The organism is Pseudomonas amygdali, from assembly GCF_002699855.1.
In the GTDB taxonomy this organism is placed as follows: domain Bacteria; phylum Pseudomonadota; class Gammaproteobacteria; order Pseudomonadales; family Pseudomonadaceae; genus Aquipseudomonas; species Aquipseudomonas amygdali.
The window spans coordinates 50316-62376 of record NZ_LKBW01000068.1; the positions used below are offsets into that span (position 1 = coordinate 50316).

10 protein-coding genes and 1 pseudogene are annotated in these 12061 nt (G+C 59.8%); 1 reads left to right on the forward strand and 10 read right to left on the reverse strand.

Features of this window, described 5'->3' with window-relative positions; all coding sequences use genetic code 11:
• Positions 1–94 precede the first annotated feature (94 nt).
• The 10 genes from AO277_RS07245 to AO277_RS07290 all read right to left on the reverse strand — a co-directional run bounded on the left by AO277_RS07245 (position 95) and on the right by AO277_RS07290 (position 10598).
• Positions 95–682, reverse strand: coding sequence for a peroxidase-related enzyme (locus tag AO277_RS07245; protein ID WP_044317976.1), 588 nt, complete (start codon positions 680–682; stop codon positions 95–97).
• A complete protein-coding gene (locus AO277_RS07250) occupies positions 682–1209 on the reverse strand; it encodes a CMD domain-containing protein (protein WP_044317977.1) in 528 nt (175 codons plus the stop codon). The genes AO277_RS07245 and AO277_RS07250 overlap by 1 nt, the downstream gene beginning before the upstream one ends.
• A 70-nt stretch (positions 1210–1279) precedes the next feature.
• Entirely contained in the window at positions 1280–2845 is a 1566-nt protein-coding gene (locus tag AO277_RS07255; RefSeq protein ID WP_044317978.1) for an ABC transporter substrate-binding protein, read from the reverse strand.
• A 51-nt stretch (positions 2846–2896) separates the two neighbouring features.
• The gene (locus AO277_RS07260) at positions 2897–3910 is read right to left on the reverse strand and encodes an ABC transporter ATP-binding protein (protein ID WP_044317979.1); all 1014 of its coding nucleotides are present in this window, start codon (positions 3908–3910) and stop codon (positions 2897–2899) included.
• Positions 3900–4898 carry an ABC transporter ATP-binding protein gene (locus AO277_RS07265; RefSeq protein WP_002553736.1) on the reverse strand — a complete coding sequence of 333 codons (999 nt, stop codon included), beginning with the start codon at positions 4896–4898 and terminating at the stop codon, positions 3900–3902. The genes AO277_RS07260 and AO277_RS07265 overlap by 11 nt, the downstream gene beginning before the upstream one ends.
• Positions 4895–5815, reverse strand: coding sequence for an ABC transporter permease (locus AO277_RS07270; RefSeq protein WP_044317980.1), 921 nt, complete (start codon positions 5813–5815; stop codon positions 4895–4897). The genes AO277_RS07265 and AO277_RS07270 overlap by 4 nt, the downstream gene beginning before the upstream one ends.
• The gene (locus AO277_RS07275) at positions 5812–6786 is read right to left on the reverse strand and encodes an ABC transporter permease (protein ID WP_002553733.1); all 975 of its coding nucleotides are present in this window, start codon (positions 6784–6786) and stop codon (positions 5812–5814) included. Before AO277_RS07275 ends, AO277_RS07270 begins: the two co-directional genes overlap by 4 nt.
• On the reverse strand, positions 6783–8243 hold the full coding sequence (locus AO277_RS07280) for an NAD(P)-binding domain-containing protein (RefSeq protein WP_044317981.1): 1461 nt from the start codon (positions 8241–8243) through the stop codon (positions 6783–6785). Before AO277_RS07280 ends, AO277_RS07275 begins: the two co-directional genes overlap by 4 nt.
• Before the next feature lie 240 nt (positions 8244–8483).
• Complete coding sequence (locus AO277_RS07285; protein WP_002553730.1) at positions 8484–9434, reverse strand: LysR family transcriptional regulator; 951 nt, start codon at positions 9432–9434, stop codon at positions 8484–8486.
• A gap of 108 nt (positions 9435–9542) precedes the next feature.
• Positions 9543–10598: a GGDEF domain-containing protein gene (locus AO277_RS07290; RefSeq protein WP_044317982.1), complete on the reverse strand. Its 1056-nt coding sequence runs from the start codon at positions 10596–10598 to the stop codon at positions 9543–9545.
• A gap of 402 nt (positions 10599–11000) precedes the next feature.
• On the opposite strand from AO277_RS07290, the pseudogene yghX reads away from it, so the two are divergent.
• Positions 11001–11901, forward strand: a pseudogene (gene yghX, locus AO277_RS07295) (YghX family hydrolase).
• The last annotated feature ends 160 nt before the right edge of the window (positions 11902–12061 follow it).

Consider the following 12061-nt stretch of genomic DNA (forward strand, 5'->3'; position numbering starts at 1 on the left):
GCTTATCCACTAGTACAGCGAACCTGCAACGACCGGGCCAGACTTCGCCCCGGCCATTACTGAAGCGCGGCAGCGATTGAGAACACCGCAGTCTTTAAACCTCGGGAAACACTGGTTCTCCCAGATTGAGCATCAGCCGATTGGCCCACGCGAATATCGAGATGGCGTGAATCAGGTCCAGCACCTGTGCATCGTCCAGCCCTTGCTCGCGCAGTGCATTGATATGCCCGGCGTTGAGCGAGGCCGGCTCGAGCGTCAGGTCGATGGCGAACTGCACGATGGCTTTTTCACTCGCGGTCGTACCTGCCGTATGGGGGTCGGCAAATACCTGGGCGATAACATCATTGCGCTTGGCCAGTTGTTCGAAGCGTTGCGCGTGCACTGACGCGCAATAGACGCAGCGGTTGATCCGCGACACGACAGTGCTCGCCAGCTCCCGCTCGGCGCGCGACAGGCCACCCGGTGCGTACATGATCGCGTTGAACGCCTGTGAGCGCTGACGAAGGATGTCAGGGTGATGTGCCAGGGTCAGGTAGTAATCCGAGGTCTTGGCCTGCGGGTGGCTTTCTTCAAGCACCGCAACCTGCCCGGCGCTTGCGCTGTTCAGGTCCACGGTTGGCAGCCAGGCTTTCCAGCCCAGTACTTGATTGGTGAAACCTTCAATTTCAATCAGTTCGCTCATCAGGCTGCTCCGGCAGACTTTAACGCATCCAGCCCTGGGGCCAGACGCACTTGATAGGACAGGAATGCGATCAGTTGTGCCAGCACTACGATTTCAGCGGTGCTCAGGCCCTGATGTTGCAATGCCTGCAAGGCGCTTTGATCACCGTGTACCGGAGATTCGATCAGGGTGCGGGTAAAGCGCAGGATCGCAGCCAGGCGCGGGTCCTCAAGAATGTCGATTCGGCTGGCGCTCACATCGGCCAGTACGCTTGCCTGCGCGCCAGTCGCCTGCAATTGCGAAAGATAATGCTCGCTGAGGGTCGGTTGCAGACTCAGCAGGGTCGCGTAATAGGCAACCCAGAGACGCTCGTTCAACGACAGGTTGTGCTCCAGCGTCGGAGCAAAAAACAAATCCTGACTACCCTGGGTCGCCACTGCGACCTTGTCCCGCGCATGCCGAATTGCGTGCAACGGGCTGCCTGGCGCGATGCCCAACAGGCTATCCAGAGTGTCCGGAGGCGTTGAATGTTCAGTGGTCGATGTCATGACAGGTCCTGCAATGCTGTGGTTGCATGCGCGCAGCCGCTTCAAGAAGCGGCGCGGGAATGAAAGGAGATCAAGGCTGTTCGGTAACCATGGTTGCCGCCGTGCGGTCACTGACCAGCGGCTCGACCTTCAGGCCTTTGCGCACCGCCCAGATGTTCTGGTAGTGGAACAGCGGGATGATGCCGACGTCGTCGCTGAACACCTGAACCGAGTCCTGAAGAATCTTGCGCCGTTTGGCCTCGTCGAATTCGGCGGTCGAATCAGCCAGTGCCTTGTCCACCAGCGGATTGCTGTAATGCCCCCAGTTGGACGCGCCCTGCCCCTTGCTGCTGTCGACCGTGGTCAGAATGTTGGTCAGAGCATATGCCGCTTCGCCAGTCCCGTTGCCCCAGGCAATCACACTGATCGCCAGTTCATTCTTGTTGGCCTTGCCCGCATACACAGCCCACGGCAATACCTCCAGCTGGACCTTGACGCCGATCCGCGTCCAGAATTGCGCCACCGCCTGCATGACCTCCGGTGCCTGCGGATAACGGTCGCCTGGCACATGCACAGTCAGTTGGAAGCCTTCGGGAAAGCCTGCCTGCGCCAGTAGATCCTTGGCCTGTTTGACGTCATAGGGAATGTTCTTGATCTGCGGGTTGTAACCGAGCGTATTGGCCGGCATCCATTGATTGGCCTCGGTGACGGTGCCTTGCATGATGCGTTCATTGATGGCCGGGCGGTTGATCGCCAGGGACAGCGCCTTGCGCACCCGCACATCCAGCAGCGGGTTTTCGGCCAGCGGCTTGCCTGCGTTGTCACGAATGAACTCATTCGGCCCGGCACGGAAGCTCGGTTGAATGATCAGCGCACGCAAGCCCTGATAGGCGAAGACATTGACACTCGGCGTTTTGCGCAGGCGCTCCACATCGGTGGGCGACACCTTGTCGATCACGTCCACATCACCCGCCAGCAAGGCCGCAGTACGGTTGGCGGCGTTGGCGATGAAGCGAAAATCAACCTTGTCCCAGGTTGGTTTCGCGCCCCAGTAGCTGTCGTTACGGGCAAAGATCGTGCGATCACCCGGCACGAATGAGACAAACCGGTAAGGGCCGGTGCCGATCATGGCCTTGCCCGAGTTGTAATCGGCGCTGCTGGCGGTCGCACCTGCATGGCGGCTGACAATGTAGATCGAATCGACGTCCGGCAGCAGGTTGGCATTGGGCAGACGAGTCTTGATGATCAGCGTGTGCTCATCCTTGGCCTTGACCGATTCAACGGTGCGCATGGCACCTGCATAAGACGCGACACTGCCGGGTACGCTGCGGGCGCGCTCGAAGGAGAAGACCAGATCGTCGGCGGTCAGCGGCGTGCCGTCCTGCCATTTCACGTCAGCGCGCAGGGCAAATTCCCAGGTGGTGTCGTCCACGACCTTCCAGTTTTTGGCGAGGCCCGGCAGGGTCTTGTCATCGCGGCGGCTGACCAGCGATTCAAAGGCATGCAGCGCCACCGAACGGTCGCCGGCATAGTTGTTGAGCTGGGGATCGAGCGACGATACCGGGTCGGCATAACCGATACGCAAGTCCTGCGCCGAGACACTGCCAGCGGCCAGAACGAGGGCCGACGCTAACAACGAACGAACGAGTGGTTTCATGGGTGATTCCTTGTACGCAATGGCAGAGGGTGACGAGCTTCAGGCGCTCGTTCAGCGTTGATCATTCAAATGGCACGCGCTCTGGTGGTTCGGCGAAACCTCCCTCAGCGCTGGAACTTCCTCGCGGCAGCGCGCCATGGCGTGCGGACAGCGAGGGTGGAAATGACACCCGGTTGGCGGGTTCAGCGGGCTGGGGATTTCCCCTTGGATCGCGTCATAACAGGTACTGCGGATAGCAAAGCGCGGGATCTGCGCCAGCAGGGCCTGGGTATACGGGTGATTGGCACGCGCAAACAGGTCATCGACCGATGCCGTCTCGACCACACGGCCCAGATACATCACGACCACGCGGTCGCACAGGTGCTCGACCACGCCCAGGTCATGGCTGATAAACAGATAGGTCAGCCCCAGTTCGTCGCGCAGGTCCATGAACAGATTGAGGATCTGGGCCTGAATCGACACGTCCAGCGCTGCTACCGACTCGTCGCATACCAACAGTTCCGGCTGCACCGCCAGTGCACGGGCAATGCCGATGCGCTGACGCTGACCGCCACTGAATTGATGAGGATAACGCTGGCGCAACTGCGGGCTGAGCCCGGCACGTTGCAACTGGGCACTGACGTAATCATCAGCCCCTTTGCGGTCGGTCAGGCCATGCAGCAGCGCGCCCTCCCCGACGATACGGTCGACCCTCAGGCGCGGGTTGAGGCTTGACGACGGGTCCTGAAAAATCATCTGTACTTTCAGGCGCAGCGCCTTGCGCTCCTGCGTGGTCAGGCTGTCGAGCGGCTTGCCGTCCACCGATGCGACACCTGACGAGACCGGCAGCAGCCCCGCGACCATGCGCCCAAGGGTCGATTTGCCACAGCCCGACTCGCCCACCAGCCCGACCACTTCGCCAGGCATGATCCGCAGATCGACTCGATCCACAGCATGGCTCACCGGTTTCGGACGGGTCAGGTGCAGTCGCTGCAGCAGTCCTTGAAGAGAGTGTTCGGCCACCGGTTTGCCGAAGGTCTTGCTGACCTGGTGCAGCTCGATAAGGGGAATCAGATCACTGGGCATCGGCAGCTCCCGGATGAAAGCAGCGAACCGTCTGGCGCGGTCCCGCCTCGTGGGGTTCGGGGTCGCTCTGTACACATATCTGCGACGCTCTGGAGCAGCGCGCCGCAAAGGCGCAGCCGGCAGGCATAGACAGAAGGTCCGGCGCCATGCCGGGTATCTGACGCAGGCGCTGGCCACGCTTGTTGCGACTTGGCAGGCTGTCGATCAGCCCCTGTGTATAAGGATGTTGCGGGCGATCCAGCACCTCGGCGACCGGGCCTTGTTCGACAATGCGTCCGGCGTACATCACTGCCACGTCATCAGCCAGCCCGGCAATCACGGAAAGATCATGGGTGATCCAGATCAGTGAGGTGCCCTGCTCACGTACCAACTTCTGCACCTCACTGAGAATTTGCGCCTGAATGGTGACGTCCAGCGCAGTGGTTGGCTCATCGGCAATGATCAGGTCCGGGGCGTGCAGCAGCGCGATGGCAATCGCCACTCGCTGGCGCATGCCGCCAGACAGTTGATGCGGGTAGGCGCGCAGGCGTTCTTCAGGGCTGGCGATGCCCATCAGCGCCAGAGTACGACTGGCATGCTCACGGGCCTCTCGCCTGCCGAGCGGGCTATGCGCGCGCACCGCTTCGATCATTTGCGTGTCGACCCGCAGCACCGGGTTGAGGGTCATCATCGGGTCCTGAAAAATCATCGCCACCCGGTTGCCCTGAATGCCGCGCAGTTGCGAGGCAGACAGTTTGGTCAGATCACGCCCCTTGAACAGCACCTGCCCGCCACTGATGCGCCCTGGCTCATCGACAAGGCCGAGAATCGAAAACCCGGTGACCGATTTGCCCGAACCCGACTCACCAACCAGGCCGAGAATACGCCCCGGCTGCACGCTCAAGGACACATCACGCACCGCTGGCAGCACGCCTGCGCGGGTATGGAACGAAGTGCATAGGCCACGCACATCAAGGGTTGGCTGTGCTGACACCTCAGGCTGGCTCATCGCTGCAACCTCGGGTTGAGAACATCACGCAGACGGTCACCGACCAGATTGATCGCCACAATGGTGATCAACAGTGCCAGCCCCGGAAACAGGCTGATCCAGTATTCATTACTGAGCATGTACTGAAAGCCGTTGGCAATCAGCAGCCCCAGTGAAGGCTCGGTCACCGGCACACCCAGACCGAGAAACGACAGGGTCGCTTCCAGGGTAATGGCGCGGGCGATTTGCAGCGCGCCGATCACGATCAGCGGCGGCAGGCAGTTGGGCAGAATGTGGCCGATCACAATGCGCAGCGGACCAACGCCCTGCCCGCGCGCTGCATCGACGTATTCGCGACGGCTTTCGGTTAGCGCCTGACCACGCGCTGTACGGGCGTGATAGGCCCATTCAAGCACTATCAGGGTAAGCATCACGTTGCCGACGCCCTTGCCCAGCCAGGCGAGAATCATCAGCGCCATGAGAATGACCGGGAATGACAGCAGCAAGTCGACCAGACGCATCAGCAAGGCATCGACCCAGCCGCCGACATACGCAGATACAAGCCCCAACAACGTGCCGATCACTGCCGCAATCAGCGCCGAGCCAATGCCGACCCACAGGCTGATGCGCAGGCCATAGATAATCGCCGAGACCAGATCGCGACCCTGTCCGTCGGTGCCCAGCCAATAGGTATAGCCGCTGTCCATATTGAGGCTGCCTGGCGGCATTCGCGCATCCATCACGTTGAGCTGCATCAGGTCGTAGGGGTTCTGCACCACGATCCAGGGTGCCAGGACAGCCACCAGCACAATGACCAAAAGGACCATCAGGCCTGTCACCGCAGTCGGTGAGCTGAAGAACTCGGTCAGCACCCGCCGCCATGGCGATTGAGCCTGCAACAGCGTGCTGCCGATCGGGGCTTTTTCAATGACATTCATCGGGAGGCCTCGATGCGTACGCGTGGGTCCAGCAGGTAATACAGGCCATCCACGATCAGGTTGAGCACCACGAAAATCACCACGACCACCATCAGGTAAGCGACCACCACCGGGCGATCAAGCATGTTGATGCTGTCGAGGATCAGCTTGCCGGCACCGGGCCAGGCAAAAATGCTCTCGGTTACCACGGCGTAGGCGATAGTCGAACCCAGTTCCATGGCCAGCACCGTCACCACCGGGATCATGGTGTTGCGCATGACGTGCATGCACATCACACGCATCGGCGAAAGGCCCTTGGCCCGGGCGAATTTGACGAATTCCTGAGGCAGCACCTCACGCACTCCGGCACGGGTCAGGCGCAGCACCAGCGAAATCTTGAACAGCGCCAGGTTCAGCGCAGGCAGTAGCAGATGTTGCAAACCGTCCAGCGTCAGCCATGACCATTGCACACCCAGCCATTCACGGGTTTCGCCCCGACCGCTGGCCGGCAGCCAGCCCAGCGTGATCGAGAACAGCATGATCATCATCAATGCCACCCAGAACGCCGGCAGCGAAAAACCGACGATGCTGGCCGCCATCATCAGCCGGGAAAGCGGGTGCTCGGGGTACATACCAGCGAACATGCCCAACGGCACACCGATGACTACGGCCAGAAACAAGGCGCTGAACGCCAGCTCAAAGGTCGCGGGCAAGCGCTGCAGAATCAGGCGCATTGCATCTTCGTGGTACACAAAACTTTGCCCAAGATTGCCGTGAACCGCGCCTTTGAGAAAAATCAGGTACTGCTGCCACAGCGGCTGATCCAGCCCCAGATGAGCGATGGCCTGCAGACGTTCGGCCTGATTGAGGTCTTCACCAACCAGAATATCCATCGGATTACCGATGGCGTTGAGGCCGACGAACACCACCACGGTCATCAACAGAATGACCAGCAACGACTGAGTGAGCCTGCGCAACGCCCAGCCGATCATTGGCGCAGCTCTTCGGCGGTCGGCTGGCTGGCCACCCACTCATCGCCCAGCAGCTCCGGTTCGGCGTAATCGAGCATGGTGTCGAAATGCAGCGCGATGTCCTCATTGAACAGCTGCCCGACCAAGGCATGGGCCAGACGCTTGGAGCCTTCGCTGATGGCAGGAATATCCCCGGACACCGCGCCATAGCTCAGCGCTGCCGGGTAACTGAAGCAATGGATATGGTTCAGCCCCGGACAGGCGCCGGGGGTCTTTTCCTGAAACTCGAAACAATTGCCCAAATCCGGCAGCACCGCCAGTTCGCTGTCGGTTTCGCCTTGCGGCGCTTCGAAACGATCCTGCCAGACGCGAATCTGCGACGAAAACGGGGCAAATTCAGGGCGCTGCCGGAAGTCGGTACGAAACCCGGTGGCAAACACCACAAAATCGGCCTCGATACGCGCTTTGGGCGTGTTCAGCCACACGCCGCCAGCCGGGTTCTGTTCGACTGAAAGCACCGGGCTGTCGAGCATGAAGCGGGCTTTGCCCGAACCAGAAACTCTGAGCGTACTGCCGCGTGGCGGTGGCACTTGCTTAGTGTTCAGGTAGTGGCGAATGCGCCATTTCCAGATATCCGGCAGGCGCCAATAACCGTGAACCATGCCCGGGTTACCGACCCCCTTGCCTTTGTTGATGCGAGGCAGCTCGGCGCGCCGGATGAGCAGGTCAACCCGCGTTGCGCCCGCTTCAAGCGCAGTGGCGGCGCTGTCCATGGCCGATGCGCCACCGCCAATGACTGCCACACGTTTGCCGGTGAACCAGCCATCCTGCAGGCCCGCCGCCGAATGCGTCCACGAATGCTCCGGCAACTGCCGGGCAAAATCCGGCACCCAGGGGCCGCCCAGACCGTCACGGCCCGTGGCGAGCACCACATGCCGGGCCAGCAGGAATTGCGTTTGCACAGGCGTCACGATATCCAGTTCGATCAGGCCGTCCGCTCTGGGTGCGACCCGGCTCACCCGGTGTTCGTTGCGTAAGTCCAGCGCCAGCACCTTGCGATACCAACGCAAGTATTCGGCCCATTGCAGGCGTGGAATCTTGTCCAGTAATGCCCAGCCGTCGATACCGAATTGCGCTTCGTACCAGGCGCGGAACGTCAGCGCCGGCAGCCCCAGCGCCGGTCCGGTCAGTTGCTTTGGCGAACGCAGGGTTTCCATTCGCGCGGTGGTTGCCCAAGGGCCTTCGAAACCGGCCGGGGACTGATCGAAAATCACCGCCGCCACGCCGAGGTTGCGCAGTTCTGCGGCCAGAGCAAGACCGGCCATGCCACCGCCGATGATCGCCACATCAAGCACTGCCTGCCCGGCGCTCACCCTGGCTTTGACCCAGGGCCTGGCGGGCAGGTCCAGCCAGGCCAGATCCTGCTGCAAACGAGCTTCCAGGGCCGCCAGACCAGCGGGTGCATTTACATCTGACATTGATCGGTACTCGAAAAAATGTTCGGGCCACAAGCCCAAGCGGTGACTCAAACACTTCAAGAATCATTCCAATGTCGCATTAAATGAATTCTTTAAGCCTTTGAATGCTTATTTCGAATAGTAAGAGGCGCTTTTTATTCTCGCAATGCGCAAAAAAGCATATTGATATTCCTGAATGGAATTTTAACGGGCTCTGCGTGCAGTGCCGTGGAGCGTCACGACACGCATTGCACCTTACGCTCACTCGGCATAAATGCTCTGCAACAGGGCATCGTGCGCGCTGGCTTCGTGCATGATCATTGCCGGCAACAGGGTTTTTGCGCTGTCGGCAATCTCATCGATCAGCGCGCTTGCCACATCGGACAACGGGCTGGCGAAGGCTGAAATCAGACCGAAGAAAAACGGGATGTTGCAGGCGATCGGCCGGACCACTACACCTTGCAACGGCACGCCGATAGCGGTGAACGGATCGACCAGCGCAATGCCCAGCCCGACTCTGGCCATTTGCATGGCGATCAGGGACGTATTGGTGTCAAGCATGCGCGGCGGCTGACCGCCCGCGTCCTGAAACGCCTTGTCGATGCGTCGACGAAAGCGATACGGGTTGGCCATGGTGATCAGCGTTTGCTGACGCAGCAGCTCCATCGACAGCACTTCATGGGTGGCCAGCGCAGAATCGGCAGGCAATACCGCCACGCAAGGCGCTTCGCCGATCCAGTGGATTTCCAGGCCGCGATGCTCCAGCGGCAGGCTTACCGCGCCCAGGTCCATGGTTTTCGACAACACGGCCTGAACCACATTCTCCGGGGACATGCTCTGCAACTGGATCTGTTGCGGACGCAGATGTTCAGGCAAGCGCGACAAGGCCGTGGGCAGCAAGCCAGCCGCCAGGGCCGAGATCGCCACCAGCTTGATCTGGTGATTTTCTTCCTGGGCAATATGCTGCGCACGTTGGCGGATATTCCGCACGCCCAGCAGCGCGCTCTCCACTTCGCCATACATCATGAACGCCTTGTGGGTAGGCGTGACCTTCGGCCCGCTGCGCTCGAACAAGGCAAAGCCTAATTCCTGCTCAAGCTCCTGAATAGCCCGTGTAACCGATGGCTGAGAACGGCCAAGCATTTTCCCGGCAGCAGTGACACTGCCTGCCGACATGACCGCCGCGAAGGCTTCGAGCTGACGCAAATCCATAAGCATGCCTTGATCGATACATAGCCAATGAGGAAGCGCGACGCAATGCGCCCTCTGTTCAAAGCGCGAAAGTCTACACGCTGATGGAGCACTGGGTGAATGAACACCTCACCCGGCGATCATTACCCGGTTTCGGCCTTGTTGTTTGCCCAGATAAAGCGACGTGTCGGCACGATTGAGGGTTATCTGAAAGGTCTCGCCCGCGGCAAGGGTTGCCATGGCAAGGGTTGCGGTGACCGCAATGCTGCGTTCATCGATCTGCCCGGCCTCTTCAGCAATACGCCGCCAGATGCGCTCCGCCACCCGCAGCGCATCATCGGGCGCGGTGTCCGGCATCAGCACCAAAAACTCCTCACCGCCCCAACGGGCAGCCATATCGCTGTTGCGCACGCTTGAATTGATGACTTCGGCCACCCGCTGCAACACCGCGTCACCGGTCTCATGCCCGTGAAGATCATTGATCTGTTTGAAATGATCGATGTCGAGCAGGATCAGTGAAGCCGAGAACCCCTGACGCCTTGCCTCCAGCTCGCGTATGCGATGCAGGACTCTCCTGCGCGTATAAAGATTGGTCAGGCTGTCGCGGTTGGCAATATGAAACAGGCTCAGTTGCATCGACGACGTGAAACGTACCGAGAGTGCGGTGGCATAAATCGACAGGACAGTGGCCACCAGCGCATTGACGATACCGAACGCATCAAGCACGTTCTGGCTAAGGCCTGATTCCTGGCCCATGTGCCGGCGAAAGGCGAAGCATCCGACCAGCGACAGGAGTATCGCCAGGCTATAGGCAATGCGTCTGATAGCGACCAGTTGAAAGGTAAAGGCAATGATCGGGATCACGCAGAACAGGTAGAAGCTGAAGTTGCTTTCCCAGCCCAACTCCCATGTCGCGAGCAGTGCATGGCCGATGATTTCCAGACACATCAGTTGTCCGGCCTGGCGATAGCGCTGTCTGCGGATCAGGTAAAGGCAGTTGATGTAGAGCAGCGTGCTGACGATGTTCGCTACCCACAGGACCTTCATGCCCAGCCCCAGGAACACCATCAGCAAGACACAGTGAATGCCCAGCGCGACATACAAGATCGGAGTGATGTGTTTCCAGAACTGGATAGCCGTCTCCTTGAATAGCTGGGTGCGGTCTTCCGTCGGGAGGGTCATCATCACGTTATCTCGAAATGCAGGTGGAATATGACCATGAGCGTGGGGTGAAGATCATGATGTGTTGTCGGCCTGAACCGACGCTGCTTGATACGGCGGCTCGATAATATGTTGGTTTGCACAGCGCAAACGCCGTGGCATGTGCCGAAGGAGTCAAATGGACATCACTGATGGCAAGTAGTGCAATCAGATGCCTGATTTTCCTGAACCACTGGCAGCAGGCACGGGCCTGCACATCAGGCTCGTTGGCGAGATCGGTAAGGGATGACGGCTTTTCTTCAATTTGCAGTAGCGATCCCGGTGTTCTGGAAATACTATCGGGACCGGACATTGTGTTGATCGCGCTGCGCCCATCAGCCCGCCAACACGCAGGCAGCCCTGAATGATTCAGAAGGAAGCGTACCGATGGAACGTCTCACTGCAAAAGACTTTGCCCCTGAATTGCTTGAGCTTTACGACTACTACGCGCACGGCCGGATCAATCGACGCGAGTTTCTCGATCGGGCTGCGCTGTTCACCTTCGGCGGCCTGACCGCCAGCGCGCTGCTCGCTTCCCTCAGCCCCAACTACGCGCTGGCCGAACAGGTGGAATTCACCGATCCGGATATCGTTGCCGAGTATGTGTCCTACCCCTCACCCAAGGGGCATGGTCAGGTTCGTGGCTATCTGGTACGCCCGGCAAAAGCCACCGGCAAAAGCCACCGGCAAAGTACCGGCAGTGGTCGTGGTGCATGAAAACCGCGGTTTGAACCCCTATATCGAAGACGTTGCCCGCCGTGTGGCCAAAGCCGGTTTCATCGCGCTGGCACCTGATGGCCTGTCCTCGGTCGGCGGCTATCCTGGCAATGACGACAAGGGCCGGGAGCTTCAGCAGACCGTTAACCCGGAAAAGCTCATGAACGATTTCTTCGCTGCCATCGAGTGGCTGATGAAGCATGACGCGAGAACCGGCAAGGTCGGCATCACCGGTTTCTGTTATGGCGGCGGCGTGGCCAACGCTGCCGCCGTGGCGTACCCGGAACTGGGCGCTGCCGTATCGTTCTATGGCCGCCAGCCCAACGCCGAAGACGTGGTGAAGATCAAGGCGCCGGTCATGATTCACTACGGCGAACTGGACACCCGCATCAACGAAGGCTGGCCGGCCTATGAAAAAGCCTTGAAAGCTGCGGGCAAGACGTACGAAACGTACATTTATCCGGGTGCCAACCACGGCTTCCACAATGACTCCACCCCGCGTTACGACGAAGCCGCGGCCAAACTGGCCTGGGACCGCACATTGGGGTGGTTCAACAAATACCTGGTTTAAGTTCTGGCCGAACGGCGCGGCACGGATCTGTGACACGCAGAATCACGCAAGGCATTCCCACGCAGGAGTGGTATGACCCCCGAAGGTTGGACGCAACCTTTGGAGGCGTCATGGGTAAATATACAGTGCAGGCAAAACTCGCAGCCGTGAAAGAATATTG

Coding starts and splice junctions, on each gene's coding strand:
- AO277_RS07245 (WP_044317976.1), bottom strand. CDS start 682: ATGAGCGAACTGATTGAAATTGAAGGTTTCACCAATCAAGTACTGGGC.
- AO277_RS07250 (WP_044317977.1), bottom strand. CDS start 1,209: ATGACATCGACCACTGAACATTCAACGCCTCCGGACACTCTGGATAGC.
- AO277_RS07255 (WP_044317978.1), bottom strand. CDS start 2,845: ATGAAACCACTCGTTCGTTCGTTGTTAGCGTCGGCCCTCGTTCTGGCC.
- AO277_RS07260 (WP_044317979.1), bottom strand. CDS start 3,910: ATGCCCAGTGATCTGATTCCCCTTATCGAGCTGCACCAGGTCAGCAAG.
- AO277_RS07265 (WP_002553736.1), bottom strand. CDS start 4,898: ATGAGCCAGCCTGAGGTGTCAGCACAGCCAACCCTTGATGTGCGTGGC.
- AO277_RS07270 (WP_044317980.1), bottom strand. CDS start 5,815: ATGAATGTCATTGAAAAAGCCCCGATCGGCAGCACGCTGTTGCAGGCT.
- AO277_RS07275 (WP_002553733.1), bottom strand. CDS start 6,786: ATGATCGGCTGGGCGTTGCGCAGGCTCACTCAGTCGTTGCTGGTCATT.
- AO277_RS07280 (WP_044317981.1), bottom strand. CDS start 8,243: ATGTCAGATGTAAATGCACCCGCTGGTCTGGCGGCCCTGGAAGCTCGT.
- AO277_RS07285 (WP_002553730.1), bottom strand. CDS start 9,434: ATGGATTTGCGTCAGCTCGAAGCCTTCGCGGCGGTCATGTCGGCAGGC.
- AO277_RS07290 (WP_044317982.1), bottom strand. CDS start 10,598: ATGATGACCCTCCCGACGGAAGACCGCACCCAGCTATTCAAGGAGACG.